This is a genomic window from Acidovorax sp. (assembly GCF_046341535.1).
In the GTDB taxonomy this organism is placed as follows: Bacteria; Pseudomonadota; Gammaproteobacteria; order Burkholderiales; family Burkholderiaceae_C; genus Acidovorax.
Genome location: NZ_JBKDRI010000058.1, coordinates 1 through 26014 on the forward strand (window position 1 = coordinate 1; position 26014 = coordinate 26014).

Here is a 26014-nt window from a genome sequence, read left to right on the forward strand (position 1 = left end):
GGCTGCTGCACCGGCAAAGAAGGCTGCGCCCGCCAAGAAGGCTGCTGCACCTGCGAAGAAGGCTGCGCCCGCTAAGAAGGCTGCTGCACCTGCGAAGAAGGCTGCTGCGCCAGCCAAGAAGGCGGCTGTGCCGGCAAAAAAGGCCGTGACTGCAAAGAAGACCGTAGCCGCCAAGAAGGCCACGCCGTCCAAGGCAGCGCCTGCAAAGAAGGCAGCGCCCGCCAAGAAGGCCCCCAAGGCCCCTGCCCCTGCGCCAGCACCTGCCGCGCCAGCAGCGCAGACTACGCTGAATCCTCAGGCAGCATGGCCGTTCCCAACGGGGAACAAGCCCTGAACGCGACAACTTCGCGCTCAAACCCGGTGCCAAGGCACCGGGTTTTTTTGGGGGTGCGCCCGGCACGCGCGCATTCTTGCGGGTGCAAGTCCCGCCGCAAGTTGATCACAGCGAGCGACGCCAAGCGCAACTGCGTGAGGGCGACCGATTGTGGAAAGTAAGCTCCGCGAATCTGCGAGCCGATCAACTTGAACTGCACCGAAGGCGCTGCCAACCAGGGCAAGCGGGGCACTTGCCGCGAAGCTCTCGTGAGCAAGGCGAAGTGGCTGCGGATGCAGCGGTAGTGCCGCCGATGAGTGGGTTCTTGCCTGGGGAGAGCTTGCCTTTTTCCTGTAGGGAAGACGTCACCGCTGGATCGAGGAGTCCGCAAAGGTCGTGGCAGTGGGAGCCGAGGCCGCTGGGGTCACAAGGCAGGCGCGATGCGATCGCTTGGTCCCTCGACAGCACTCGAACTTTGGCCGCTAGGCCGCATGAATACTGGGTGTGGTTTGACTTTCTGCAAAATGTACCCCCAAATGTACCCCCAGACTGTTCCTGATACCCCCCCGCCATGAAGCTGACCGACGCCAAACTGCGCAACCTGACCGAGCCCGGCAAACACTTTGACGGGGGCGGGCTGTACCTGGACGTGACGAAGGCCGGGGGCAGGTACTGGCGTTTGAAGTACCGGCACGGCGGCAAGGAAAAGCTGTTGGCGCTGGGGGTGTATCCCGCCGTGGGGCTCAAGGATGCACGCGACCAGGCGGCAGAGGCCCGCAAGGTGCTGCAGGCTGGCGACGATCCGGGCGCGGTGCGCAAGGCCAGCAAGGCGCAGGCAAGCCACGAAGCGGCGAACACCCTGGAGGCCGTGGCCCGCGACTGGCACCAGCACCAGGCTGGCCGGTGGGAGCCTGACACCGCCGGGCGCATCCTGGCATCGCTGGTGGCCGACATATTCCCCACGCTGGGTGCCCGACCCATGGCCAGCATCAAGCCGGGCGAGGTGCGCGAGGCTATCGTGAAGATTGAGAAGCGGGGCGCAGCCGACCAGGCGGGCAGGGTGCTGCAGCGCGTAAAGGCGGTGTATCGCTGGGCGGTGATCCATGAACGCATCGCAACCAATCCCATGCTTGACCTGGTGCTGTCTGAAATCCTCAAGCCCCGCGAGGTGCAGCACCGGGCGGCCATGGCCGATAAGGAACTGCCCGAGTTCCTGCGCAAGCTGGACGCCTACGAAGGCGACCCCCACACCGTGCACGCGCTGCGCATGGTGATCCTCACGGCCACGCGCCCGGGCGAGGTGCGCGGCGCACGGTGGGCAGAGTTCGACCTTGATGCAGCGCTGTGGGTGATCCCGCCTGAGCGCATGAAGATGCGGGCTGAACACCGCGTGCCCCTGTCTCGCCAAGCCGTGGAGGTGCTGCGCAGCATGCAGGCCCTGAGCGGTGGGCGCGAGCTGGTGTTCCCGAGCCCTGTCTACCCCAGCAAGCCCCTGAGCGAAAACACCTTTAATTCGGCCCTGGCCCGCATGGGCTACAAGAACACGGCCACGGCCCACGGGTTCCGGGCGCTGTTTTCCACGGTGGCCAATGAGTGCGGATGGAATCCCGATGTGATCGAACGCCAGCTCGCCCACAAGGAGCAAAACGAAATCCGGGCGGCCTATCACCGCAGCACCTACATGCAGGACCGCGAGCGGTTGATGCAGTGGTGGGCGGACTACCTGGACGGGCGCAAGGCGGGCAACGTGGTGAAGATGCCCCAGCGGGCCGCATGACGGACCTGGAACCGAATCGAGTGCGAAAACCGGGAACCGCGACCAGGCGGGCACATCCCAGCACCACACCACAAGGGCCGCGAGGCCCTTTTTTCATGGGCGCAGCGGTGTGTTTTTGCATTTGCTTCGCCACCATTCCCCGGAAAACCGTGGGAACAGTGGGAACAAACATCAAGAATCAAGGATTCATGCGGGTTACCGGCTGGTCATGAGTGGGAACAAAGTGGGAACAGACTGGGAACAGAGTGGGAACAAATGAGAATATTTTTATATAGTGAAAAAAATCACTCATTCATACCTTATTCCCTCCTTCCCCCGAGCCCTTCGCGGCCCGCCTTTGTTCCCTTTGCCTTTGCCTGCCGTGCCCCCCTGCCTGGTGCTGGTTTTGCCGCTTGCGCACTTGCCCGGAAATGAGCGCGAGAGGGTGCCTCCCGATGCCCCGCACTGCGCCGGGCGGACGTGCGCACGTGTGGATTTGTTGCCCCCGGCTGGCGGGCCTGCAAGCGGGCGAGCTGGGCAAAATAGGCGCATGAGCAAAAGCAATGACAGTGCAGCGCGAGGGCCTGGCGGTAGGCCAAAGGGGGAGGTTTCCATGGCTCTGCTGGCGGCGGTGGGCGAGCTGGCCACGCCTGAGCGCGGGGCCACACTGCGGGAGGTTGCGGCCCGTGCGTGCGTGGGCCTGGTGGCTGCAAGGCATGCGCTGTGCTACCTGCGCCGCTCTGCCGCTGTGGTCATTGTTCGCACGCGCCGCGTGCCCTACCGGAACAAGCCGGTGGCTGAGTACGCTTTACCCGACCCGGCGCAGGCCTCGGAAGTCACCAGCGGGGGCGGTATAGGTGCGCTACTGTCGGCATGGGGCGGCGCTGTGGATAACTTTTGACGCTACTTTGCTCAAAAAATGAGCAAACGCGGAACGCGCGTAACCCCGCGTAAACATTAAATTTTCCCGTTAAGGTGCAAAAGTTGTCCACAATGCACAGTAGATGCGACGGGCGTTATGTTAAATACGGTGCGTTTTCACTTTATTTTGCATTGTATCGGGAGTGTGGGCACAATGCGCAAGCATGACCCTTGATGAATTCGAATCGGCCATTGCGGCCCTGGGCTGGAAAGCCAGCGACTTTTGCCGGGCCACGGGCCTGCACCGTAACACCCCAAGCCGCTGGCGCAATGAGGGCGTGGAGATACCCGAATGGGTGCCCCGCCACCTGGGGCTACTGTTGGACGTGCGGCGCCTGTACGCGGCCCACACGGTGCCTGCAAGCGATAGGGCGGCGGGGTGGTTCCTGCAGGATTTGGAGCGCCTGCATGCTGCCTATCTGACGCAGCCAGAAGGCAAGGTGGGGGAGTAATGGGCACCGAAACGACCCGCATCAAGCCCCCCGAAGGCGGCGGCTGGCAGGTACATAGCCCCTACGGTGCCCAGCGCTACAAGGATGGGCCTGATGGCTATGTGGTGCGTTTGGCCGATGTGGTGCGTTGGCTCGTGCAAGCTCGTGAAACGTCGTTTGCCAGTGCCGTGCGGGCAGTCTGCGCGCCGCTGGAAGGCGATGCGCCGCCCCTGCTCTATCGCCTTGATGCCATGGAGGATGCCGCACCAGAAAACGACACTACCGAATGGTTGAAGTACCTTTCTGGTTATGAGGGGTTGCATTCGTTACCGCCACAGGTTGCCAATGCTAGGGCTGCAGCGCGAGATATCAAGGCATCTTGGTTGATGGCGCCTCGGGATCTAGCGCGACTGGTGAATACGCCTGGCTTCACCGCTGAGTATGACGAAACGAAAGAATCCCCTTTTGAATTTAGCGAGCGAACGGATAGGAGCGGCGGGCCAAAGGACTTGGCAGTGCCCTTCGCTGTTGCGCACGCGCTTTGGGGCTGGGGCACCGTGGTAGAGGTGGCACCAGCTTCCCCCTTTCCGCTGGCTGATTGGTCCTCCCTGGTGGTCTACCGCAAGGCGAACCCCGGCAGTGATTGGGGTTTGGGGAATCAGGTGGCTGTCGGAAAAACTGAGCTGGAGCTCAGGAAAAAAGGCGGTAAAACCCAATCCGATGCGTTGACAGATATGGCGCTTGAGGTGGGGCTAAAGACACGTCAGGCGATGCACAACGCTTTGTATCGTGATCGCAAGCGAGCCAAGAAAAATGAGCGGGCAGTAGCAGCACAGTCCTCAACCCAAGTGCGCGACGGTAAGCGGCACGCGAAGGGCGCATAGCCTTACCCCTTGCCCATCCCCTACGGCCCGCGCTACACTGCGGGCAAGCCGAAAGGCCCGGTGCTTGAAAACACCACATCCGAAGAGGTCGCAGCCCCCACCTGAAAGCGGGGCTTTGTCACGCCTAAATTCTGGGGGTTGGTGCGCCTGCACCGCACCACCATGGTTTCGGGCGGGATGGGGCGAACGGCAACGCCGCCCGCACGGCTTCGGACGTGTTTTCAACATCCCGTCCACCCGCTGCGCTTGAAAACGCAAACGGTGGGTTCCCTTGCTTCCCGAAGGAGCTAAGACCATGACCGTCACCACACCGGCCAGCCGCAGCGCTGCGCCTTCTGAGCCCCACGCGGGCACCATCCCACTCGCTCACCTACAGCCAGTGCTTGCAGCGTTCAACGCTTGCAACCTGGCTAGCGCCTACCTGGAGCGCGGCAACGTGGCCGCAGCCCGGCGCAAGCTGGTGCAGGCGCTGGCATCCGTCAATCAGGTGCATGCGTGTGCGCAGCAAGGCGGTGCAGCATGAGCGCCGCTGCAATTGGCTTCTTAGCCCGCAATTGGGGGGCGCTAAATGCTCAGGTGCCAGCGATTATTGTTAACCCGGACGCATCGCCCTTGGACGTGCTGGCGTGGTGCTGGGGCGAGGTTGAGAGCTTGCACCAAGCCGCGAGGGTTTTTGAAGGCATAGAGAGCGAGGCGGTGGCTGCCATTTTTTTGCATCGCCTTGCGCCCTTGTCTGCGGTGTTCTGCGATGCCCTTCAAAAGATCGTGCGGGAGAGGATGCGGGCCGGTGCGGATGCGCTGCAAGGCGGTGGCCAATGAGCCCCAAGCACCACACCCCCAATCCACCTGTTGCAGCGCCTGGCGTGGCGAATGCTGTGACCGTGAAGCACCCGGTTTCGATGAGCGCTGGAGGCCGCGTTTTTGAGGTGCGTGAGGGCGTTCCCCTGACGGATGCCATGGATACGCTGGCATTGCTGCTTGCCACTGCGCAGGCGGCATCGTATGGCGTGGCAACCACGGCAGAGAGCACACCAGAAAACCCCGGCGTGGCCTGGGCTTCGGTGTACCTGTTGGAGTTGGCGGTCGACTTGCAAGCATCCATTCACGCGGGCCTGGTGCAAGCGCAAAGGGGTAGTGCATGAGCGCCGCCGTTATCTGCCTTCCTGGTGCCGCTGCTGCGCCCGTGCTTACGCCGAAGCTACCGCCAGGCCGCCCACCCCAAAACGTGACCAGCATTAGTCCGAGCAGTTGGCACCGCACGAGGCGCCGGGTGCGCATGGCCCAAGCGGCAGAGCTTGAGGCCGATGCACGGCGCTACCGGGCCACGGCTGCACGCATGCCCGAGTACATGAGCTTTGCACTAGAAAGGGCCGCGCTATTGGAGGCGCAGGCGCGAGCCCTGCGCGGTGCGCCGTGATGGGTTGCAAACCCGTGGCATGCAATCCATACACGGCGGGCCTTTTGCCCTCTGTACGGGCTACAGCGGACGCGTGCCACGCAAGTGCAACGCGATTTTTTGGGGTTACATCGCCTGAAATTCCTTCCATGCCTGCCCCGCCCATGTCGGATGCGGGGGGGCTCCAGCAAGGAAGGAAACCCACCTCATGCAAGTTGTTCACCAAGCCCGCCCGGTTGTCCCACGTGATCGCCTGGTGCGATTGCCCGAAGTCGAAGAAATGACGGGGTGCAAGAAATCGACCATCTACGAACTGATGCGAGCCGGGAAGTTTCCCAAATCGGTGCGCCTCAATGCACGCATGGTTGCCTGGCCAGAAACCGCCGTTCTGCAGTGGGTGCAAGACCGCATTGCAGAGGCGCAGCAGAGCACCGGGGTGCAGCAATGAACGCCCGCACAGTGGAGGGCCGCGCCATGGATGCGGATGAGCTGGACTACACGCCCAAGAGCTGGGAGGCACTAACCGCTGCTGACGTGGAGCGCTGCTTTAAGGCTTCGGACTTTGCAGACCGTGCGCTTTTAGACGCCATTAATGCAGTCCTGAACCTGGCTGCTGGCGTGGCAGACGCGGCACCCCTCATCGCAGCGCACATGCAGGCCGGTGCGCTTGCATACCTTGCCGAGCGTTTGGCTGGAGCACCTGCGCCAGCCAGTGAACCAGAAAACACCAACGACGCATGACAACCCATATCACCCCCGCCCTGATCCGCGCAGCCCTGGCGCACATTCCCGCCAGCCTGGCCCGTGAAGAATGGGCGAGGGTGGGCATGGCTATCAAAAGCGAGTACCCCGACGACACGGGCCGCGACTTGTTCGAAGCATGGAGCGCCACGGCAGACGTGCACGACGCGAGTGCCACGCGCAGTACCTGGCGCAGTATCAAGGCCGGGGGCGGTGTGGGCATTGGCACACTGTTGCGCATTGCCAAAGAGCACGGCTTTACGCTGCCCAAGGGTGCCCAAGCACCCCCAGCCCCAAGCCCCGCAGAGCTGGCCCGCCAGCAAGCCGAACGCGCCCAGCAGCGCCAGGCCGAAGAGAGCGCCCGCAAGGCCGCGCAAGCCGCTGCAGCCGCTGAGGCGCTGGCCGTGTGGAATGCAGCCAGCGACACGGGCACAAGCCCCTACCTGGCCCGCAAGGGCGTGCACGCCTACGGCGTGCGCTTTGCGCCGGATGGCTGGTTGCTGGTGCCTGTACGCGATGGTGAAGGCACGTTATGGAACCTACAGCGCATTGCGCCAGAGCGTGCGCAGTACGGCACCGACAAGCTGTTTATGAAGGGCGGGCGAAAGGCTGGGCTGTGGCATACGCTGGGCGCTTCCGAAGCTGCCTCGGTGCTGCTGCTGGCCGAAGGCTACGCCACTGCGGCAAGCCTGCATGAAGCCACGGGGCACCCGGTTGCAGTGGCCTTCGATGCGGGCAACCTGGCTGGCGTTGCGAAGGCCCTGCGCCAGCGTTACCCCGCTGCCTTGCTGGTGCTGTGTGGCGATGACGACCGCGCCACCGAGGCCCGCACCGGCAACAACACGGGCCGCGTGAAGGCCGAAGCTGCAGCGCTTGCGGTGGGCGGTGTCGTGGCCTTGCCTGATGGCCTGCCCGAGGGCGCAAGCGACTTCAACGATATGCACCGCGCCCATGGCCTGGGTGCGGTGCGCGATGTGGTGGAAAGCGCCATTGCAGCCGCTGCGCAGGCCCCGCAACGTGCCGCAAAGCCCCGCCAGCGGCCCGATACCGGGGCGGGTGGTGGTTCTGGCGGGGGCTCTGACGATGGCCCGCCCGCACCCGCCGATGATGTGGGCCATCATGACCCGTTCACGGTCGATGCCGATGGTGTGCACTACCACGGGCGGGGCCGCGATGGTGAGCCCCTGCGCCCGCTGTGGCTCTGTTCCCGGCTTGATGTGGAAGCCCTGACACGGGATCAAGAGAGCCAGGGCTGGGGCTACCTGCTGCAGTTTGCAGACCCGCTGGGCAAGCCCAAGCAATGGGCCATGCCTGCCCGCATGCTGTCGGGCGATGGGGGCGAATACCGGGCCGTTTTGCTGAACATGGGGCTACGCATTGCCACCGCGCCGACGGCCCGCAACCGCCTTACTGAGTACATCCAAACACGCCGCCCGGCAGACTTCGCCAGTTGCACAGACCGTATCGGCTGGCACCCCACCGAAGGCGGTGGCATGGCCTACGTTCTGCCCCACGAAACCATTGGCGACGATGCCGAGCGCATCGTGTTCCAGAGCGATAGCCAGATGGAAAACACCTTTCGCGTGAGGAAGGATGCAGCCGCCTGGCGTGATCGAATTGGGGTGCTGTGCGTGGGCAATAGCCGCCTGGCGTTTGGCGTGGCCAGCGCCTTTGCCGGGCCGCTGCTGCGCATGGCGGGCATGGAGAGCGGGGGCTTTCACCTGCGGGGCGACAGCAGCACCGGCAAGACAACGGCCCTACGCCTGGCCGCCAGCGTGTACGGTGGCCCCAGCTACATGCAGCGCTGGCGCACCACCGATAACGCGCTGGAGGCCATCGCCGCACAGCACTGCGATTCGCTGCTGATCCTGGATGAACTGGCGCAGGTGGAGGGTAAGGTGGCTGGGGAGTGCGCCTACATGCTGGCCAACGAACAGAGCAAGGCCCGCGCCACCCGCAACGGTGCGCCGCGTGCCCGCCTGTCCTGGCGCTTGCTGTTCCTGTCTGCTGGTGAACTGGGGCTCGCTGACCACATGGCCGAAGGCATGAAGCGCGCCCGCACTGGGCAAGAGGTGCGGATGGCCGACATACCCGCAGATGCGGGCGCAGGCCTGGGCGCTTTCGAGAACCTGCACGGCTTTGCGGGCGGGGCCGCGTTCTCCAGTCACCTTGCCCGCGAGGCGCAAGCGTGCCATGGTGCACCAGGGCGCGCCTTTATCGAATGGGCATGCAGCAAGGCCGCGAGCCTGCCCAAGCGCTTGCGCGCCAGCGTGCAGGCCCTGGCCCGGCAATGGGTGCCTGATGGTGCAGCCGGTCAGGTGGAGCGGGTAGCCGCCCGCTTTGCACTGGTGGGCGTGGCTGGCGAGCTGGCGACGGAGGCGGGGCTTACGGGCTGGCCTGCAGGTGAGGGCGAGCGGGCTGCACGCGCGTGCTTTGATGCCTGGCTGTCGGCCCGTGGCGGGGCGGGCAATGGCGAGGTGCGGCAGATGCTGCGCCAGGTGCGCCGGTTTCTTGAAGCGCATGGATCGGGCCGCTTCACCTGGTGGCATCGGGCATCGGATGACCGCGCGCCCAACACACTGCAGCGCGCCGGGTTTCGCCGCATGGTGGACAACGAGGGCAAGCCAATTAAGAGCGATGCCGACCACCTGCGAGAGTATGGCGATCGCATGACGCCCAAGGATGGAGAGGCGGTCAGTGTTGAATACTTCATTCTGCCCGAGGTTTTTCGCTCTGAGGTGTGCCAAGGCCTGGACTATCAGGCCGTTGCCCGCGTTCTGTTGGAGCATGGGGCGCTGCTGCCCAGCACCGGGCGTGCATTCGACTGCAAGCAACGCCTGCCAGGCCTGGGCTTGTCGAACTGCTATCGCATCCCGCCCGCTCTGTTCGAACTGGACATCTGAGCCCCAGCCATGGCCGTGCACGCGCATGCACGGCCATTAATTCACCCCTGCAAAGCACGACCGCGCCGCCCGCTGGAGGGGGCGGGCAGGGGCTCTTTTCGCGCTGCTGGTGGCTTACCTGTAAAAAGCACCAGTGTGCAAAACCCCTTGCGTTCTGTTGGCACTTCGGGGCTCTGCACGTCTGCGCCCGCTAACTGCGCGGGGCCGTGAAAACTCCCGCAAATGTGCAAAAACAGTCCGACACCCTGAAATTTGTTCCCACTGTTCCCACTGTTCAAAAGTCAGTGGGAACGCGGAGAGCCTTTATCCATGCGGTGTTCCCACTGTTCCCACTGTTCCCACGCAAAAACACGATGGCCGAAGAAAAGACGGCCCAAAGGCTGTGCGCGACACCCACCGATATTTCCCGTAAATGTGCATTGAGTGGGCAGCGGGTGGGCTGGGGTGGCCGCTGCATGCCGGTAGGCTGCTGCCCTGCTGCCCTGCTGCCCTGCTGCCCTGCTGCCCTGCTGCCCTGCTGCCCTGCCGTCCCACTAGGGCGGGCGTGACGAAGCGAGAGGGTAGGGGGGGCTTGAAAGTCTGGGGTGCACGGGCCGGAAACCGACCTGTTCCTCATTTTTTTGTGCGCGCAAGTTTCGATAGGGGGGGGTATCCCCCTTCGGCATGGGCTCTGTTCGGGCGGGCTGTTTTGAGCGCTGGAAATACCAGCCCAACTGTGGCCGTTGGCCCCCGCCTGACCTGGTGCATGTACCCCCAGTTTCTGGAAATGCACCCCCAAATGTACCCCCACGTACCCCCGGATTCCGGCACACTTCGCCGCACGTTTGCGCACTAGTCAAAGCCACTTCCCATAGGGAAAAAGAAAAAGGCCGGAAGCTTGTGGAAGCCTTCGGCCTGTGATTTGGTCTCCTCGACAGGAATCGAACCTGTATCTAGCGCTTAGGAGGCACTCGTTCTATCCATTGAACTACGAGGAGGGAGGGCAGTCGCGCATTGTAGGTGCTGCGCGGGGCGTGTCAGGGGCAGGGCGGGTCAGTCGTACTTGATGGTGTAGATGATGTCCACCGCGCTCTTTTCACCGGTCTGTCCGCGCAGGGTGAGGTGCCGGGTCAGGTCGTAGAAGACGAACAGTGTGCCCAGCGTTCCCGACAGGCTGCGTTCGTAGGTCACATACAGGTCACTGGACAAGCGCTTGCCGAACGTGAGCGCAGCGCCCGTAGCGTCCTGGCCGGTACCTGGGCCCTTGAAACCTATTTCATCGAGGCCTGCGCGGCTGGCGATGCTGCTTGCCGTGTTGTTGAGGCCGCCCCGGCCCAGCAGTGCCAGCGCGGCCTGTTGCAGAACGGCGGCCTCTGCCCCGGCCGCTGTGGCATCGCGGCCCAGCACTACCCACGAGAGTTTTTCGGCATCGGGCAGATCGGGTTCCGAATACAGGCGTACGCGCGGGGCCTGGGCGCTGCCCGTGATCTGCACGCCCGCGCGCACGGCAATGTTGGGGCGCAGTGCCAGGATGTCGAGCGAGGGATTGTTGTGGGGGCCGTTGAAGCGGATCAGGCCCGTTTCCACATTCAGCATCTGCCCCCAGGCGCGGTAGCGGCCTGCCTCGGTGCGCACCTCGCCCGTCACGCGCGGCGGGCCCCCAGCTACCGGGGCGTTGCGCACCTGTACCTGGCCCGTCAGGCGGCTGGTGATGCCATGGCCATTCAGCGCGAAGTCATTGCCCAGGTTGAAGGTGACGGCTACGTCTGGCGGTTTGAGGGTGGCCACCTGAGAGGGCACAGCGGCCTGTGAGGTCTTGACCTCGGCTTGCTTCGCTCGATCCTGGGCAGCCGATCGAACCACCACATCGCTGCCCAGACTCGGCGGGCTTTCGTCAGGCAGGATGATGGTGGCGCGGTCAGCGGTAAGGGTGCCTTGCAACGCGAGCTGCCCCTGGAGCAGGCGCACCTTGAGGGGGCCCGACACGCTGAGCTGGCGGTCGGCTCGCACCAGCAGCTGTAGCGCGCGGGCTTCGGCATCGATGTCCATCGCGATGCCTGACGGCCTGCCTGCGCCGTTGGACGCCTCACTCCAGCGGATGCTGCCGCTGGCCGTCAGCGTGCCGCCATCGGTCGGCGCGACCGTGCGGTTGCCGCTCAAGCCTGCAATGCGCGCGCCGCTGCCGCGTCCGCCCTGGAGACGAAACTCGTTGATCTGCAGCTCGTTGCCCCGCAGGGTGGCCCGCAGCCGGCCGCCCTGTAGGTCCACCCCGTCCAACACCGAGCGCACGGCCATGTCGTCGGCCCCCAGCGTACCGGACCAGCGCGGCGCATCGCGCGTGCCCGACAGCGTGGCGTTGGCCTGGAGCGTCCCGCCCACGCGCCACCCTGGTGGGGCCAGGCTTGACCACAGGCCTACGTCCGGCAGGCTGGCGCGCAATCGTGCGGCCACGGGCGCGTCGGTGGCCCAGGTGATGCCCAGCGCACCGGCAGTGCCTGTGGTGGGTGCGATGCGGGTACTGGCGGTGGCGTCGATTTCGCCGGCGCGATCGCTGGCCCACTGCAGGCGGGCGCGCAGGGTCTCGCCGTCCAGCGTCATCGACAGTTCGGCCAGTCGCACTCCGGCTGGGGTCCCTGCGGCGGGTGAGGTTTCCGACGCGGTCGACGCCGGCGTCGCGCTTGTCTCTGCCGCACCCGCACCCGCAGCCTTGCCCTGCCCACTGCGCTGCACGGCGGTGATGTCCGTTGTATCACCCGCCAGGATTCGCAGGTCGCCGCTGGTCCGTCGCAGGCTGGCGTTGCCGCGCAGTCCCTGGGTGGTGTCGATGTTCCATTGCCCATCCAGCACCATGCTGCTGGCCAATCCGATGCGCGCGAGAAGGGGCTGTGCCGGCTGATCCGTCGCGCCTGGCGTGGCGCCGATACCGAGGCTATCGACCCACACAACGGGTAAGCCTTGCAAAGTGCCCTGGCTTTGAACTTTCAGGCCTGTGAACCAGGAGACGCGCACAGGCTGCCATGTCAGCAGCACCGCCCCGGGTGTTGGCCCGGTGATGCGCGCCTGGCCAGCGGATGCCTCTACAGTCAGATCGGCTGTGGCGGGCGCCGAAGCACTTGCGCCGCCCGGCACTGCTGTGCGAGCTGCTACCGTGATCGGCTCGGCAAGCTGCAGCACCCATGGCCCCGCCCGCTGGACATGTTGCACCTGGGCGCGCAATTCATTGAACACCACACGCCATTGCCCTGCGCCCACCAGAGCCCCGCTGGCCTGTGTTTTCAGCGCAATGTGTTGCGTTGTCTGCGGCGAAGTCGGGTTCAGGCGGGCAGCACCGTCCAGCGATAGCAGGGCCTGGCCCAGGTTGCCCGAAAGCACTGCCTTGAGGTCGCGCAATTGCACGGCAGTGCCCGCGTTGCCACCGGCATCGTGCGGTGATGGCCACTGCAGGTCAAGCTGCTGGGTGGAGGCGCTGGCCTGCAACTCAAAGTCAGGGGCAACGGCTACGTTACGGCTGGTAGGGTGCTGCCACTGCTTCAAGGCCGATTCCCAGCCGCCTTTCCAGCGCACGCCGACTTGGGCTGCACCCTTGGCTCGTACACCGGCTAGCATGGGCTGCAGACGCGCGCCTGCCACGGGCAGGCTGGCGAGCCAGCGCAGGGCCCGGTCGGGGTCTGACCACTGGAGGTTGAACTCTCCTTCACCTCTGCTCGCGGCGATCGAACCGTTCGCTCGCGCCGTGGCACCTGGCAGCGTGATTGCCAGCTGCCCCATGACCGACTTTTCGGCGGGCGCGATGCGTAGCTGCGTGGCTTCGATCCGGGCCTGCAGGGCATCGATCAGCAACTGCTCCAGCAGCAGGGTTCCATGCGCATCGGGCCAGGCCGGTGTTGACTGCGAGGCGCCCGACGTGGCAGAGGTCCGCTGCGAGCGGTCGGGTTGCCAGGTGCCCTGTGCCTGCAAGGTCCGGATGCCCCGCGGCGCGGCGCGGCCAGCGGTAGCGCGAACGTCGGCATTGAAGCGCACCGCATCGCCTTGCATGTCGGCCCGGATATGGCCCGACAGCGGGGCGGCTTCCAAGGCCGTGTGCAGTGCGGCGGGCTGCAGGTTGTGCAGATCGGCCTGACCACTGACCGCGCCGGTGGCCGGGGTGAACTGCCCCTGCACCACGGCGCTGCCACTGCCCGCCGCGAGCGTGGCCGATGCCACGGTCCAGCGGCCGTCAGCCAGTCGGGCATCTGCCTGCAGCGACGTCAGGGGCAGGCGGGCGGCATCCCATGGGCCGGCCAGATCGTTGCGCAGGCGGGCCTGCACGGACCAACCCTCGGACGGGGCTGTGGCCCTCGGTGAGACGGGAGCGGCGCGCGTGGGGCCGGCCTGCACCGTGCCGCTCAACAGCGTGGCGGGTGCCTTCGGCCACAGCGCCGCCAGGTCGAGGGCCCGCAGGGTCACGACAGCGGTATCCAGTGGCTCAAGCGCCCAGGGGCGCAGCGTGGCTTGCAGGTCGGCCTGCATGGGCTCGGTGCCTGGGGTGAAAGCAGGCTTGCCGGTGATGGCAGAAGCCGAAGCGCGAGGCGGTGGCGATGCCGTGGCGGTAGCGTTCGAGCCAGCCACGCTGCGAATGCTGGCCTTTGCCTGCAGCGTGGCAGCGGCGGTGGCCAGCGTACCGTGCAGCGTGGCCTGGGCCACCGCCTGCAGCGGGGCGGCCGCGCCGGGCAATTGCGTGCGCAGGGTTCCGTCCACCGTGGCCTGCAAGGCCATGGGCGCTCGGGCACCGAGCGTCGCGCTGGCGCTGTAGCGGCCCTGGGCCAGCTCCACGCGTGCCAGGTTCACACGGTGTTCGCTGCCGTCAAAGCGATAGTCGCCTGAGAGGTCCGTGATCTGCGCTGCGAGCGGTCCAGCCCAGGCGATCTGGTCGACTCGAAACGCCAGGCTCACTGGCACCGGCAGCAACAGTTCTTCAATCGGCGGGGCTGGCTCCATGGGCGGGGCGTCGTGGCGCGTGATCTGCACACGCACGGCATGCACATCGCCCAGCGCCGCCTGGCGCTGCAGCAGCGGGGCCAGTTGCCAGCCGATGGTGATGTCGGTCACCTCCACGGCCACGCCTGGGCTGCTCCAGCGCAGCCAGCCGATATGCCCGCCGCTGCGCAGCGAGCCACGGACCTCGCGACTTTCCAGTTGTTGGTCTGCCGGCAGATAGCGCGCTGCGCGGGCCAGTGCGGTGGCCAGCGAACTACTGCTGCCAGCCCAGAACCACAGCCCCGCGCCCAGCGCCAGCAGCAGGGCTACCAGGGCAGCCAGCAGCCAGCCCAGCGCGTACAGAGCTCGCCGGTTACGTGACTCTGCGGCGCGGGGTACACGCGCTCCCGTGCCAACGTCGTTAGCGCGTGGGGCAGGCTGGGGGCTGGGCGACATGTTCGGATCAGTTCAAGCGTCAGGGCGCGCTGCAGCGATGGTCAGAAGCTGAACCCCAGCCGCAGGTGCAGCCGCACATCCTTGGTTTTGACCCCATACGCCAGGTCGGCCTGCAGTGGCCCCACGGGGCTGCGCCAGCGCAGGCCTGCGCCCACACCCACGCGCGGTGAGAGGTCGCCCACGCGGTCGGCCACGGCACCAGCGTCGATGAACACCGTGCTCTCCCAGTCGGTCATGGCGCCGCGGTACACGATGGGGCGCTGCCATTCGGCGCTGGCCACAGCCAGGTAGCGGCCGCCGTAAAGCTGCCCGTTGTGGGTGCGCGTGCCGATGCTGCGGTAACCGTAGCCGCGCACGGTGGTGTCGCCGCCCGTGAGAAAAAGCTGTGTGACCGGGATCTCGGCACCTTCGCGCGCCAGCACGGCGCCGCCTTCGGCCCGCAGCGCTATGCGGGCGTTGCGGCCTATGCCTGCGTCGTCGTGGATGCGTCCGGCCGCGATGAAGGTCTGCCCGCGCAGCAGGGCTCGCACGAAGGGGGTTCGGTCGGGCTGCAGGGTCGTGCCCAGGCCCAGCTCGGCAGCCATGCCGTAGCCGCTGGTGGGCGCGATCGGGTTGTTGAAGTAGCGGCCCGTCCAGCCGTAGTGGATGCTGATGGCGCTGCCTGACGGCGGTGGATTCAGGCCCTGGCTGAGCGCGTGGTCGTATTGCACGAAGTAATAGCGGTCGATGTTGCGAGTGCTTTGGCTGCGGCCCGAGCGCAGTCGGCCGCTGTTGACTTCATAGTCGCCCGTGTTTTCCCGTTGCAGCTGGGCTCCGGCAAACCAGCGCCAGCCGTTGTCGTCGGGAAGCGCGGTGGCTTCGGTTTCGATGCGCTGGGTTTCCTGGTCGAGCGCCAGCTTGCTCGTCGCGCGCCAGTCAAGGCCAGGCAGCTTGTTGTGGATGTGCTCTAGAGTCAGGCGCGCACCGCTGTCGGTGGACAAGCCCAGGCCGAATACCAGGTGTTGCAGTGGCGCCTCGCGCACCTGGGCCATGACGGGCGCGGCGGCCGGGTCGGCAGCTTCTGTGTCCAGCGAGAGGAATACCGCGTCGTAATAGCCACTGCTGGCCAGGCGCAGTTGGGCGTCCAGCATTTCGGCCTCGTCATAGATGGCGCCGGTAGGCAGCCGCGCCAGGCGCCTTGCGCTGTCCGGGTCGTAGCGCTGGCTGCCTTGCACGCGCAGCGGGCCGAACCGGTAGGCCGGACCGGTGTCATACGTTACCTCCAGCTTGGCTTCATGGGTGTCGGCGTCGATCTCTGCCCGGCTGCTGGCGATCCTGGCGGCCGGGTGGCGGTATGCCTGCAGCCGGCGCAGTCCGCTGGTCTTGGCCGCGTCCCAGGCCGATTGTGTGAAGGGCTGGCCCGGGGGTAGCGACCAGTCGCGCTGCACGCGTTGCTGTTGGCGCAGCGTGCCCCGTGCGTCCTGGGTTGGCGTGTCTGTGAACTGGATGTCGGCGCTGACGATGCGCGCCTGCGGCCCCGGCTGTACGTTGACGGTCACCGTTCGCGGGGCGTGGCGGCTATCAGGCGTATTGCTAAGTTCGATGGTGATGGTGGGTGCAAAGTAGCCCATGGTGCCCAGCAGCTCGCGCGCGTTGGCGTCAGCCGCTCCCAGCAGGCGCTGCAGCTCGTTGGCCTGAAGGTCTGGCAGGCCGCGAAAGCGCTGCAGCTCCAGATGGCGAACCAGTGTTTCGCGCACGGACTGGGGTGCCCGAACCTCGACCGCAAATGATGACAAGCTGGCTTCGGCCATGGTGCGCTCGGTAGTGGTCTCGGCATCGGCCGCGTTGCGATCGGCCCCGAGGGGCAGCAGGCTGCATCCTTGCAGCGGCAGTGCGGCAAAAAGCAGCAACGCCAGCCCGAGGGCCGGCGCTGGCAGCAGGGAAGATCGGCAAGGAGTGCAAGAGTCCACAGGCAGAGAAAAATCGGGTCGGTGGGCAGGCCATGTGCTTACAACGACCTACCGTGCCGGCAACTGCGTCGCTGGTTCGAGATGTCGCCATACCAGCGGGGCGCATGGTAGGCGGCTTCGTCCGTTGCGGGCCAGCACACCCGCACGCAGCCGATGCCCCCAAGCTTACTTCGACAGCAGCCGCATCGTTTCTTCCAGCCCCTTGAGCGACAGCGGGAACATGCGGTTGCCGACCAGCTGCAAGATGATGCTGATGCTCTGTCGATACTGCCATACGCCCGGCGGCTCGGGGTTGATCCACGCAAAATGGGGGAAAGCGCGTGTGAGGCGCTGGATCCACTCGGCGCCCGGCTCTTCGTTGTTGTACTCCACGCTGCCACCGGGCTGCAGGATCTCGTAGGGGCTCATGGTGGCATCGCCCACGAAGATCAATTTGTAGTCCTTGTTGTACTTGCGGATGATGTCCCAGGTGGGGAACTTCTCGGCGAAGCGGCGGCGGTTGTTCTTCCACACGAAGTCGTACACGCAATTGTGGAAGTAGTAGAACTCCAGGTGCTTGAACTCCGCCTTGACGGCGCTGAACAGTTCTTCGACACGCTGGATGTGTTCGTCCATCGTGCCGCCCACGTCCATCAGCAATAGCACCTTCACGTTGTTGTGCCGCTCGGGCATCATTTGGATGTCCAGATAGCCCGCGTTGGCCGCAGTGCTGCGGATGGTGCCCGGCAGGTCGAGTTCGAGTTCATGCCCCTCGCGCGCAAACTTGCGCAGGCGGCGAAGCGCCACCTTGATGTTGCGTGTGCCCAGCTCCTGCTGGTCGTCATAGTCCCTGAACGCGCGTTGCTCCCACACCTTCACGGCGCTTTTGTTCTTGCCTGCGCCGCCAATACGCACCCCTTGCGGGTTGTAGCCGCCGTGGCCAAACGGGCTGGTGCCGCCCGTGCCGATCCACTTGCTGCCGCCCTCGTGGCGCTCTTTTTGCTCTTCGAGGCGCTTTTTCAGCGTCTCCATCAGCTCGTCCCAGCCCATCTTCTCGATGGCGGCTTTTTGCTCTGGCGTGAGTTCCTTTTCCAGGACCTTGCGCAGCCAGTCGGCCGGGATTTCCTGGGTGAAGTCGGCCATCATCTCCACACCCTTGAAGTAAGCGCCAAAGGCCCGGTCGAACTTGTCGTAGTGCTTCTCGTCCTTGACCAGCGTGAGCCGCGAGAGGTTGTAGAAATCGTCCAGGCTCCATGCATCGTCTGACTTTGGTCCCACCACACCCGCCCGAAGGGCCTCCAGGAGCGTGAGGTATTCCTTCACGGACACGGGTAGCTTGGCTGCGCGCAGGGTGTAGAAGAAGTCGATTAGCATTATTTTTAGCCTTCCGCGCTTGCTCCTATTGGGTTTTATGCTCCAAAAGATATAGCAAATGCGCCTTGGCCTCAGGCCACTCGCCCGCGCGCATGCTGTACATCACCGTGTCGCGGATGGTGCCGTCGCGGCGCAGCGCATGGCCGCGAATCACGCCGTCTTTCTTCGCGCCCAGGCGCTCGATGGCGCGCTGCGAGGCAAAGTTGAAGTTGTCGGTGCGCCAGCCCACCACATGGCAGCCCAGGGTGTCAAAGGCGTGGCCCATCATGAGCAGCTTGGCGGTGGTGTTGACATGCGTGCGCTGCACGCTTTGGCGGTACCAGGTGTAGCCAATTTCCACCCGCTTCACGGCGGGCAGGATGTCGTGGTAGCTCGTTGTGCCCAGCACGGTGGCGCTGGCGTCATCCACCACCGCAAAGGCAAAGCGGTTGCCGTCGTCGCGCATGCGCAGGGCGTCCTCGATGTACTTGCGCGTGTCCTGGGGTTCGGGAACCGAGGTCACGCGCAGCCGCCATAGCTGACCATCGGCTGCGGCAGCGCGCAGGCCGTGCTCATGCGTGAGCGCCAGCGGCTCCAGCCGCACGCCGCGCTCGCACAGGGTCACGGGTTCCATGAAGGCCATCCCGGTCACTCCTTGCGCGCGTTGTGCCACCGTTTGGACAGGTGCAGGCCCAGCCCGCCGCCCAGGCCCACCATGGCAATGGCGATCAGGCTACTGGCCCCATAGCCCTCGGCAAAGACATCCAGCCCCAGAATCTGCCCGATCCAGTAGCCCAGCAGCGCGCCGCCCACAAAGCCGACGGCATCAGCGATACCGCTGGCCAGCAGCTTGCCGGGGTTGTTGTTGTCGGTGCTCACTCAGCGGTTCCTCTGGTTCATGAAGACCAGCTTCTCAAACAGGCTCACATCCTGTTCGTTCTTGAGCAGCGCGCCCACCAGCGGCGGCACCGATACGTTGTTATCGGCACTTTGCAGTGCCGACAGCGGGATGTCTTCGGCCACCAGCAGCTTGAGCCAGTCGATCAGTTCGCTGGTCGAGGGCTTTTTCTTCAGGCCCGGCAGGTTGCGCACGGCGTAGAAGGTCTTCATGGCCACGGTGAGCAGCTCGCTCTTGAGCGTGGGGAAGTGCACGTTGACGATCTGGCGCATCGTGTCGGCTTCGGGGAACTTGATGAAGTGAAAGAAGCAGCGGCGCAAAAACGCGTCGGGCAGCTCCTTTTCGTTGTTGGAGGTGATAAACACCAGCGGCCGGTGCTTGGCGCGGATGAGCTCGCGCGTTTCGTAGCAGTAAAACTCCATGCGGTCGATTTCACGCAACAGGTCGTTCGGGAATTCTATGTCGGCCTTGTCGATCTCGTCAATCAGCAGGGCTACGGGCTCGTCAGCCGTGAAGGCCTGCCACAGCACGCCCTGCACGATGTAGTTGCGGATGTTCTTGACGCGTTCGGCGCTGTCGCTGTCATTGAGCTGGCTGTCGCGCAGGCGGCTCACGGCGTCGTATTCATACAGGCCCTGCTGGGCCTTGGTGGTGGACTTGATGTGCCACTGCAACAGCGGCATCTTCAGCGCCTGAGCGACTTCCTCCGCCAGCATGGTCTTGCCGGTTCCTGGCTCGCCCTTGATGAGCAGCGGGCGCTGCAGCGTGATGGCCGCGTTGACGGCCAGCATCAGGTCCGGGGTGGCGACATAGTTCTCGGATCCTTGGAATTTCATGGGGCGCAACACCGGAAGGATGATGAATGGGCTTGACAGGCGCTGGCTATAATCGATGGCTGATCAGAGCCCAGAGCCGAACCTCCACGAGATTGTGCGCGCAAAATGAACAAAACGCTGACCACGCTATTTGCACTGGCTGTCGCTTCCGTGACCGCTGTCTCCCATGCCCAGGAAGCCAAGGGCAACGTGGAAGCAGGCAAGCAAAAGATCGCCATGTGCATCGGTTGCCACGGTATTGAGGGCTATCAGGCGAGCTTTCCTGAAGTGCACCGGGTGCCCATGATTTCGGGCCAAAACGCAAAGTACATCGCGGCGGCGCTGGTAGCCTATCAAAAGGGCGAGCGCAAGCACCCCACCATGCGCGGCATTGCAGCATCGCTGAGCGAGCAAGACATCGCTGACATGGCGGCCTACTACGAGCAGCATGGCAAGACGGGGACCGAGCTGCCCGCCAAGCCATCGCGTGAGCCGAGCGTGCAGGTGGCCGAGTTGCTCAAGAAAGGCGCTTGCGTGTCGTGCCACGGCGACAACTTCGCCAAGCCGATTGATCCCTCGTATCCCAAAATCGCTGGCCAGCATGCGGACTACCTGCTCGTGGCCCTCAAGGCCTACAAGGCCGATGCGCGTAATCCCAACCTGGGCCGCAGCAACGCCGTCATGGGCGGTATCTCCAAGCAGTTCACCAACGCTGAGCTCAAGGCCCTGGCCAACTACATCGGATCGGTGGAAGGCGACCTGCACGTGGTGCGCCAGTCCCGTTTTCGCTGAGATCAGCAAGCCCGACGGCCGGGTCCTGAGCGATCGGCCTGCGAAGCCCGCCCTGTGCGGGCTTTTGTGTTTTTGCGCCCACCATGGGCGCGTATCTGCGGGTGCTGTCCTTGCTGCGGGCCGGTCACACCGAGCTCAGTCAAACGCAACCGCAGGGCACTTGGCGCACCCCTTCGGCCAGCACGCCCTAGGAGCCTGTCGGACTTGGAGCGTCGAAAGCGAAAATCGGCCCCAGCGAGGACAGTTTTTGCCGAATTTGCAGCCCCATAGTCGAGCTATGGGGCAAAAAGGCGGTTAAAAATGGACCGCTGCGGTCGATTTGCAGCCGACGATTTCCAAGTCCGACAGGCTCCTAGGCCAGTCCTGTAGCGAGACCGCCCCTGCGTGCCAGTCGGCCAATGTGCCCCTGCGCAGCGGCCAAGGTGGCCCGCGCAGAGCCGGTGCGGTGGGGGCATCAACGGGTGGTGGAGGCGATCGACGGCGCAGCCCTGCTGTTCAGCGCATGCTGGTCCAGGCGCCCAGGGCGAGGCAGGCGCAGGCCACGCTGGTGAGCCGCACGCGCAGGTGCAGGTACCAGGGCGCGAGCACGACGCTGCGCTGCAAGCGGAAGTCCTGCACCAGATGCGCGGCAAAGCCAATGATGAGCAGCGTGGCACCCGCCGCTGGCGGCACCAGCAGGGCAGGCCAGGCCACAAGCGCTGGCACCACACTCCAGGCGAAGCAGGCATGGCGCTGGCGCAGCGGCATGTCGGGCATCGTCATGGCAAAGCCCCAGTGCAGTGCACCGACAAAGCTCAGGATGACAGCGCCATAGCCCAGGAGTGCGGGCACCCACCAGGTGGCGCGCAACGCTGGCCACGCCAGGCAGGCGGTCGCCAACGCCACAAAGGGAATGAGCCCACCGTAGCCGAGGCAGGTGACCGACACGGGGCGCTGTGCAGGAATCGGGGGGTGCATGGTGCAATCGTGAAAGCAGCAATGCGGGCATTGTGCAAACAAAGCTCGCAGCGTGCCCGGGCATGGTCACAAGACCTTCGGCGCTGACCGGGCCGCGCACCCGCCGCCCACGCACGGCCTGGGGCGGCGGTCGCGGGCAAGGGCTCAGTCGCGCGTGGCGCGCCGCTGCACAGCAGCCACGTAGGCCTCGCCGTCGGGTGGGCGTCCGGATCGCTGGCTGTCCCACAGCATCTGGCCCAGGCATTCCATGGCCGCATGGTGGGCGTCGTGCAGTGAATCCAGCCGCTTGGCCAGCAGCTCTACCGCCTGACGGATGCCGCGGGGTTGGTCGATGCTGCACTGCTCGCTGATCGACAGGTGCATCGACAGGTGCAGGAAGGGGTTGGTCTGCCCCGGCGTCTCGTCATAGTTGCGTGCCACGGCAGCGTCGCTGTCAGCCAGGTCGGGGTGGTACTCGGGGTGCTCGGCGATCCACAGGCTGGCCAGCGTCTCGATGGCTTCCATGGGGGCGCCGCTTCGGGATTTGGTGTGCACGCCGCACAGGAAACGGCGCACATCGGCTTGCGAGGGGCTGAACATGGGGGCACAGCGTAGCACGGGCGGTGGGCCCCGCGCCTGGGAAGAATCGGCGCGTCGAAAACGGGCATCGACTGCAGCGCCCATGCAGTCCTTGCGCGAGTGAAATCCTGGCGCTTGCGTGGCGTTTCAGCCGTGCGGCGCACCCATCATGCGCGAGATGGTGCGCGCCGCACGCAGCAGCGCGGGCAGCAGCGTTTCCTGCATCATCTGCGCGCTGGTGCGGTTGGCCTGGCCGCTGATGTTCAGCGCAGCCACCGTGCGGCCGCTGCGGTCGCTCAGCGGCGCGGCGATGGAGATCAGCCCTTCTTCGAGCTCCTGATTGACCAGGCACCAGCCCTGCGCGCGCGCCTGGCGTATGCGTTCGAGCAGCGTGGGCAGGTCGGGTGCCGTGTGTTCGGTGAATCGCTCCAGCCGATGGTGCGCCAGCCGGGCCTTGAGCTCGTCATCGGGAAGCGCCGCCAGCATGACGCGACCCATGGACGTCCAGCATGCGGGCAGGCGCGAGCCCACGCCCAGGTTGGTGCGCATGATCTTGTGGGTAGGCACGCGCAGCACGTACACGATGTCCAGCCCGTCGAGCACGGCGGCCGAGGACGACTCGCGCACTTCTTCCACCAGGTCTTCCATCACCGGCTCGGCCAGGTTCCAGATTGGCAGGGACGACAGGTACGCAAACCCCAGGTCCAGGATGCGCGGGGTCAGGCGAAACAGTTTGCCCTCGCTTTCCACATAGCCCAGGGTCTGCAAGGTCAGCAGGATGCGGCGCGCGCCCGCGCGTGTCAGGCCCGTCTGCGCGGCAACCTCGCTGAGGGTCTGCTGCGGCGTGCGCGCGCTGAACGAGCGGATCACCTCCAGCCCACGCGCAAAGGATTGCACGTAGCTGTCACCGGGTTTGGGGTCTTGCGAAGGGGGGGCTTGGAGATTCATGGGTGATGGGATTATAATTCTTTTAGCGAACAAATGTGCGTAATGCGAACAAATGAGGCGAACGTGCTTCGCTGGTGTGGCGTGGTGCTGCACAAGGCTGGGGCTCTCGGTTCATCACTTCTTGGGAAGGCGGTTTTCGATGATCAACAAATTGGCGGATTCAGTGGCACAGGCCCTGGCGGGCGTCAAGGATGGTGCCACGGTTCTGATTGGCGGCTTCGGCACAGCGGGCATCCCCGGCGAGCTGATCGACGGCCTGATTGCCCAGGGCGCGCGCGACCTGACGGTGGTGAACAACAACGCTGGCAATGGTGAGCAGGGACTCGCCGCGCTGCTCAAGGCAGAGCGGGTGCGCAAGATCATCTGCAGCTTCCCGCGCCAGGCCGATAGCCAGGTCTTTGATGGGCTGTACCGCAGCGGCGCGCTGGAACTCGAACTGGTGCCCCAGGGCAATCTGGCCGAGCGTCTGCGCGCAGCAGGTGCTGGGATCGGCGCCTTTTTCTGCCCCACCGGCTACGCCACCGAACTGGCACGCAACCCCGACGGCTCCCCCAGGGAGACGCGGGAAATCAACGGGAAGCACTACGTGCTGGAATACCCCATTCACGGCGATGTGGCACTCATCAAGGCCGAGAAGGGCGACCGCTGGGGCAACCTGACCTACCGCATGTCGGCCCGCAACTTCGGCCCGCAACTTCGGCCCGGTGATGGCCACTGCTGCAAAGACCACCATTGCCACCGTGCACGACGTGGTGGAACTGGGCGAGCTGGACCCCGAAGCCATCGTCACGCCGGGCATCTATGTGAGCCATGTGGTGAAGATCGCGCGCACCGCCACCCAGGCCGGTGGTTTCAAGAAATCTGCCTAAAAAAGCGCCCTTAGCGCAGAAGGAAAAAACGTGAGCAGCTATCAAAAACGAAGCAAAGACGACCTGGCCCGCCGCGTGGCGCAGGACATTCACGACGGCGCCTATGTCGACCTGGGCATTGGCCAGCCCACCCTGGTGGCCAACCACATTCCCGAGGGGCGCGAAGTCATCCTGCAAAGCGAAAACGGCATTCTGGGCATGGGCCCGGCGCCCGCAGCACGAAGCGAAGACTACGACCTCATCAACGCCGGCAAGCAGCCGGTGACGCTGCTGCCCGGCGGTGCGTACTTTCACCACGCCGAAAGCTTTGCCATGATGCGCGGCGGTCACCTGGATATCTGTGTGCTGGGCGCGTTTCAGGTCTCGGCCACGGGCGATCTGGCCAACTGGAGCACGGGTGAGGCCGGAGCCATCCCCGCCGTGGGCGGGGCGATGGACCTGGCCATTGGGGCCAAGCAGACCTGGGTGATGATGGACTTGCTCACCAAGCAGGGTGTCAGCAAGATCGTCACGCAGTGCACCTACCCGCTCACCGGAGTCGCCTGCGTCAAGCGCATCTACACCGACCTGTGCACGCTGGAATGCACGCCCACCGGGCTGCAACTCATTGACCTGGTGCCCGGCCTGTCGCTGCCCGCGCTGGAACAGCTGGTGGGCCTGCCCATCCGCCCGGCCGCCTGACCGCCATCCATTTCAGACCCGTGGAGACACCCATGAGCCAACCTCAAGCCTTCATCTGCGACGCCATCCGCACGCCCTTTGGCCGCTATGGGGGTGCCCTGTCCCGCGTGCGGGCCGACGACCTCGGCGCCGTCCCCATCCGGGCGCTGATGGAGCGCAACCCCGGCGTGGACTGGGCCGCAGTGACTGACGTGATCTACGGCTGCGCCAACCAGGCCGGTGAGGACAACCGCAACGTGGCCCGCATGAGCAGCCTGCTGGCGGGCCTGCCCATCAACGTGCCCGGCGCTACCGTCAACCGCCTGTGCGGCTCGGGTCTGGATGCGGTGGGCAGCGCCGCGCGCGCCATCAAGTCCGGAGAAGCGGGGCTGATGATTGCTGGCGGCGTGGAGAGCATGAGCCGCGCACCGTTCGTCATGCCCAAGGCCGAATCGGCCTTCAGCCGCAGCAACGCGGTGTATGACACCACCATCGGTTGGCGCTTTATCAACAAGCTGATGAAGGAAAAGTACGGCGTCGATTCCATGCCCGAGACCGCCGAAAACGTGGCAGTGGACTTCCGCATCGAGCGCGAAGCCCAGGACCGGATGGCCCTGCGCAGCCAGCTCAATGCCGTGGCCGCCATCAAGGCAGGCCACCTGGCGCGGGAGATCGTGCCCGTGCATATTCCGCAGAAAAAGGGCGACGCCCTCATCGTCAGCCAGGACGAGCATCCCCGCGAAACCAGCCTGGAAGCGCTGGCCAAACTCAAGGGCGTGGTGCGGCCGGATGGCTCGGTCACGGCCGGTAACGCCAGCGGCGTGAACGACGGGGCCTGCGCGCTGCTGCTGGCCGATGAAGCACGTGCCGCCCAATACGGCCTCAAGCCCCGCGCCCGTGTGGTGGGCATGGCCACGGCGGGCGTGGCCCCGCGCATCATGGGATTTGGCCCCACGCCCGCCACGCAAAAGGTGCTGGCGCTGACGGGGCTGACCATCGACCACATGGACGTGATCGAGTTGAACGAAGCCTTTGCCGCGCAGGGCCTGGCCGTGCTGCGCGCCCTGGGCCTGAACGACGACGACGCCCGCGTGAACGCCTGGGGCGGCGCGATTGCGCTGGGCCACCCGCTGGGGGCCAGCGGTGCCCGCCTGGTGACCACCGCCGTCAACCGCCTGCACGAGCACGCAGGCAAGTACGCGCTGTGCACCATGTGCATTGGCGTTGGCCAGGGCATCGCGTTGATCCTGGAGCGCGTCTGAGCGTTCCCAAAGGGCGGCTCAGTGCCGCAGGTGCAACCGGGTTTTGAAGGCTGGAGCCGCAGGCTTCGCCGGGCTCTGGCAGCCCCGCGGGCCCGATCTAGGAGTCTGTCGGACTTGGAGCGTCGAAAGCGAAAATCGGCCCCAGCGAGGACAGTTTTTGCCGAATTTGCAGCCCCATAGCCGAGCTATGGGGCAAAAAGGCGGTTAAAAATGGACCGCTGCGGTCGATTTGCAGCCG

General features: G+C 65.3%; 24 protein-coding genes, 1 tRNA gene and 1 pseudogene. 16 read left to right on the plus strand and 10 right to left on the minus strand.

From position 1 onward, the window contains the following. From ACK543_RS03950 to ACK543_RS04005, 12 genes are all read left to right on the plus strand, one after another. Positions 1-334, plus strand: a 334-nt coding sequence (locus ACK543_RS03950) for a histone (protein WP_409941554.1), incomplete at its 5' end; no start/stop codon positions are given. A 550-nt stretch (positions 335-884) separates the two neighbouring features. Then, positions 885-2090 carry a tyrosine-type recombinase/integrase gene (locus tag ACK543_RS03955; protein WP_409941555.1) on the plus strand — a complete coding sequence of 402 codons (1206 nt, stop codon included), beginning with the start codon at positions 885-887 and terminating at the stop codon, positions 2088-2090. Between the two features lie 592 nt (positions 2091-2682). Beyond that, positions 2683-2970, plus strand: coding sequence for a hypothetical protein (locus ACK543_RS03960; protein WP_409941556.1), 288 nt, complete (start codon positions 2683-2685; stop codon positions 2968-2970). Positions 2971-3154: 184 nt separating this feature from the next. Beyond that, entirely contained in the window at positions 3155-3442 is a 288-nt protein-coding gene (locus ACK543_RS03965; protein WP_409941557.1) for a hypothetical protein, read from the plus strand. Next, the gene (locus ACK543_RS03970; protein ID WP_409941558.1) at positions 3442-4305 is read left to right on the plus strand and encodes a hypothetical protein; all 864 of its coding nucleotides are present in this window, start codon (positions 3442-3444) and stop codon (positions 4303-4305) included. The genes ACK543_RS03965 and ACK543_RS03970 overlap by 1 nt, the downstream gene beginning before the upstream one ends. A gap of 295 nt (positions 4306-4600) precedes the next feature. Beyond that, on the plus strand, positions 4601-4828 hold the full coding sequence (locus ACK543_RS03975; protein WP_409941559.1) for a hypothetical protein: 228 nt from the start codon (positions 4601-4603) through the stop codon (positions 4826-4828). Then, the gene (locus ACK543_RS03980) at positions 4825-5124 is read left to right on the plus strand and encodes a hypothetical protein (RefSeq protein WP_409941560.1); all 300 of its coding nucleotides are present in this window, start codon (positions 4825-4827) and stop codon (positions 5122-5124) included. The genes ACK543_RS03975 and ACK543_RS03980 overlap by 4 nt, the downstream gene beginning before the upstream one ends. Then, the gene (locus ACK543_RS03985) at positions 5121-5447 is read left to right on the plus strand and encodes a hypothetical protein (protein ID WP_409941561.1); all 327 of its coding nucleotides are present in this window, start codon (positions 5121-5123) and stop codon (positions 5445-5447) included. Before ACK543_RS03980 ends, ACK543_RS03985 begins: the two co-directional genes overlap by 4 nt. A gap of 134 nt (positions 5448-5581) precedes the next feature. Next, a complete protein-coding gene (locus ACK543_RS03990; protein ID WP_409941562.1) occupies positions 5582-5722 on the plus strand; it encodes a hypothetical protein in 141 nt (46 codons plus the stop codon). Between the two features lie 187 nt (positions 5723-5909). Then, positions 5910-6149: a helix-turn-helix transcriptional regulator gene (locus tag ACK543_RS03995; RefSeq protein WP_409941563.1), complete on the plus strand. Its 240-nt coding sequence runs from the start codon at positions 5910-5912 to the stop codon at positions 6147-6149. Continuing rightward, on the plus strand, positions 6146-6442 hold the full coding sequence (locus ACK543_RS04000) for a hypothetical protein (RefSeq protein ID WP_409941564.1): 297 nt from the start codon (positions 6146-6148) through the stop codon (positions 6440-6442). Before ACK543_RS03995 ends, ACK543_RS04000 begins: the two co-directional genes overlap by 4 nt. Beyond that, positions 6439-9345 (plus strand): DUF927 domain-containing protein, encoded by a 2907-nt coding sequence (locus tag ACK543_RS04005; RefSeq protein ID WP_409941565.1) that lies wholly within the window; start codon positions 6439-6441, stop codon positions 9343-9345. Before ACK543_RS04000 ends, ACK543_RS04005 begins: the two co-directional genes overlap by 4 nt. 902 nt (positions 9346-10247) lie before the next feature. Here ACK543_RS04005 and ACK543_RS04010 read toward each other — a convergent pair. From ACK543_RS04010 to ACK543_RS04040, 7 genes are all read right to left on the minus strand, one after another. Further along, a tRNA-Arg gene (locus tag ACK543_RS04010) sits at positions 10248-10322 on the minus strand. 55 nt (positions 10323-10377) lie between these two features. Further along, the gene (locus ACK543_RS04015) at positions 10378-14736 is read right to left on the minus strand and encodes a translocation/assembly module TamB domain-containing protein (protein WP_409941566.1); all 4359 of its coding nucleotides are present in this window, start codon (positions 14734-14736) and stop codon (positions 10378-10380) included. A gap of 41 nt (positions 14737-14777) precedes the next feature. Then, positions 14778-16526 (minus strand): autotransporter assembly complex protein TamA, encoded by a 1749-nt coding sequence (locus tag ACK543_RS04020; protein WP_409941567.1) that lies wholly within the window; start codon positions 16524-16526, stop codon positions 14778-14780. Positions 16527-16850: 324 nt separating this feature from the next. After that, positions 16851-18038, minus strand: coding sequence for a vWA domain-containing protein (locus ACK543_RS04025; protein ID WP_409941568.1), 1188 nt, complete (start codon positions 18036-18038; stop codon positions 16851-16853). 25 nt (positions 18039-18063) lie between these two features. Further along, the gene (locus ACK543_RS04030) at positions 18064-18660 is read right to left on the minus strand and encodes a GNAT family N-acetyltransferase (RefSeq protein WP_409941569.1); all 597 of its coding nucleotides are present in this window, start codon (positions 18658-18660) and stop codon (positions 18064-18066) included. A gap of 5 nt (positions 18661-18665) precedes the next feature. Continuing rightward, on the minus strand, positions 18666-18896 hold the full coding sequence (locus tag ACK543_RS04035; RefSeq protein ID WP_409941570.1) for a hypothetical protein: 231 nt from the start codon (positions 18894-18896) through the stop codon (positions 18666-18668). After that, entirely contained in the window at positions 18897-19751 is an 855-nt protein-coding gene (locus tag ACK543_RS04040) for an AAA family ATPase (protein ID WP_409941571.1), read from the minus strand. A 105-nt stretch (positions 19752-19856) separates the two neighbouring features. Between ACK543_RS04040 and ACK543_RS04045 the strand changes: the two genes are divergently transcribed. Continuing rightward, positions 19857-20522, plus strand: coding sequence for a c-type cytochrome (locus ACK543_RS04045; RefSeq protein ID WP_409941572.1), 666 nt, complete (start codon positions 19857-19859; stop codon positions 20520-20522). Between the two features lie 495 nt (positions 20523-21017). On the opposite strand, the gene ACK543_RS04050 is transcribed toward ACK543_RS04045, so the two are convergent. The 3 genes from ACK543_RS04050 to ACK543_RS04060 form a co-directional block, all read right to left on the minus strand. Beyond that, the gene (locus tag ACK543_RS04050) at positions 21018-21479 is read right to left on the minus strand and encodes a DUF3429 domain-containing protein (protein ID WP_409941573.1); all 462 of its coding nucleotides are present in this window, start codon (positions 21477-21479) and stop codon (positions 21018-21020) included. A 144-nt stretch (positions 21480-21623) separates the two neighbouring features. Then, positions 21624-22058, minus strand: a complete 435-nt coding sequence (locus ACK543_RS04055; RefSeq protein ID WP_409941574.1) for a DUF1841 family protein — start codon at positions 22056-22058, stop codon at positions 21624-21626. Positions 22059-22184: 126 nt separating this feature from the next. Next, positions 22185-22985 carry an IclR family transcriptional regulator C-terminal domain-containing protein gene (locus ACK543_RS04060; protein ID WP_409941575.1) on the minus strand — a complete coding sequence of 267 codons (801 nt, stop codon included), beginning with the start codon at positions 22983-22985 and terminating at the stop codon, positions 22185-22187. Between the two features lie 139 nt (positions 22986-23124). Between ACK543_RS04060 and ACK543_RS04065 the strand changes: the two are divergent. The 3 genes and pseudogenes from ACK543_RS04065 to pcaF all read left to right on the plus strand — a co-directional run bounded on the left by ACK543_RS04065 (position 23125) and on the right by pcaF (position 25776). Beyond that, positions 23125-23854 (plus strand): annotated as a pseudogene (locus ACK543_RS04065) (3-oxoacid CoA-transferase subunit A). A gap of 30 nt (positions 23855-23884) precedes the next feature. Beyond that, positions 23885-24535 (plus strand): 3-oxoacid CoA-transferase subunit B, encoded by a 651-nt coding sequence (locus tag ACK543_RS04070; protein WP_409941576.1) that lies wholly within the window; start codon positions 23885-23887, stop codon positions 24533-24535. A 32-nt stretch (positions 24536-24567) separates the two neighbouring features. After that, positions 24568-25776 (plus strand): 3-oxoadipyl-CoA thiolase, encoded by a 1209-nt coding sequence (gene pcaF / locus ACK543_RS04075; protein ID WP_409941577.1) that lies wholly within the window; start codon positions 24568-24570, stop codon positions 25774-25776. Positions 25777-26014 lie beyond the last annotated feature (238 nt).

Excerpts from the sequence above, each read along its gene's own strand:
- ACK543_RS03985 (WP_409941561.1), top strand. The coding sequence starts at position 5,121 with ATGAGCCCCAAGCACCACACCCCCAATCCACCTGTTGCAGCGCCTGGC.
- ACK543_RS04030 (WP_409941569.1), bottom strand. The coding sequence starts at position 18,660 with ATGGCCTTCATGGAACCCGTGACCCTGTGCGAGCGCGGCGTGCGGCTG.
- ACK543_RS04045 (WP_409941572.1), top strand. The coding sequence starts at position 19,857 with ATGAACAAAACGCTGACCACGCTATTTGCACTGGCTGTCGCTTCCGTG.
- ACK543_RS03965 (WP_409941557.1), top strand. The coding sequence starts at position 3,155 with ATGACCCTTGATGAATTCGAATCGGCCATTGCGGCCCTGGGCTGGAAA.
- ACK543_RS04015 (WP_409941566.1), bottom strand. The coding sequence starts at position 14,736 with ATGTCGCCCAGCCCCCAGCCTGCCCCACGCGCTAACGACGTTGGCACG.
- ACK543_RS03975 (WP_409941559.1), top strand. The coding sequence starts at position 4,601 with ATGACCGTCACCACACCGGCCAGCCGCAGCGCTGCGCCTTCTGAGCCC.
- ACK543_RS04060 (WP_409941575.1), bottom strand. The coding sequence starts at position 22,985 with ATGAATCTCCAAGCCCCCCCTTCGCAAGACCCCAAACCCGGTGACAGC.
- ACK543_RS03995 (WP_409941563.1), top strand. The coding sequence starts at position 5,910 with ATGCAAGTTGTTCACCAAGCCCGCCCGGTTGTCCCACGTGATCGCCTG.
- ACK543_RS03970 (WP_409941558.1), top strand. The coding sequence starts at position 3,442 with ATGGGCACCGAAACGACCCGCATCAAGCCCCCCGAAGGCGGCGGCTGG.
- ACK543_RS03990 (WP_409941562.1), top strand. The coding sequence starts at position 5,582 with ATGGCCCAAGCGGCAGAGCTTGAGGCCGATGCACGGCGCTACCGGGCC.
- ACK543_RS04020 (WP_409941567.1), bottom strand. The coding sequence starts at position 16,526 with ATGGCCGAAGCCAGCTTGTCATCATTTGCGGTCGAGGTTCGGGCACCC.
- ACK543_RS04000 (WP_409941564.1), top strand. The coding sequence starts at position 6,146 with ATGAACGCCCGCACAGTGGAGGGCCGCGCCATGGATGCGGATGAGCTG.
- ACK543_RS03960 (WP_409941556.1), top strand. The coding sequence starts at position 2,683 with ATGGCTCTGCTGGCGGCGGTGGGCGAGCTGGCCACGCCTGAGCGCGGG.
- ACK543_RS03955 (WP_409941555.1), top strand. The coding sequence starts at position 885 with ATGAAGCTGACCGACGCCAAACTGCGCAACCTGACCGAGCCCGGCAAA.
- ACK543_RS04055 (WP_409941574.1), bottom strand. The coding sequence starts at position 22,058 with ATGTTCAGCCCCTCGCAAGCCGATGTGCGCCGTTTCCTGTGCGGCGTG.
- ACK543_RS04050 (WP_409941573.1), bottom strand. The coding sequence starts at position 21,479 with ATGCACCCCCCGATTCCTGCACAGCGCCCCGTGTCGGTCACCTGCCTC.
- ACK543_RS03980 (WP_409941560.1), top strand. The coding sequence starts at position 4,825 with ATGAGCGCCGCTGCAATTGGCTTCTTAGCCCGCAATTGGGGGGCGCTA.
- ACK543_RS04005 (WP_409941565.1), top strand. The coding sequence starts at position 6,439 with ATGACAACCCATATCACCCCCGCCCTGATCCGCGCAGCCCTGGCGCAC.
- pcaF (WP_409941577.1), top strand. The coding sequence starts at position 24,568 with ATGAGCCAACCTCAAGCCTTCATCTGCGACGCCATCCGCACGCCCTTT.
- ACK543_RS04025 (WP_409941568.1), bottom strand. The coding sequence starts at position 18,038 with ATGCTAATCGACTTCTTCTACACCCTGCGCGCAGCCAAGCTACCCGTG.
- ACK543_RS04040 (WP_409941571.1), bottom strand. The coding sequence starts at position 19,751 with ATGAAATTCCAAGGATCCGAGAACTATGTCGCCACCCCGGACCTGATG.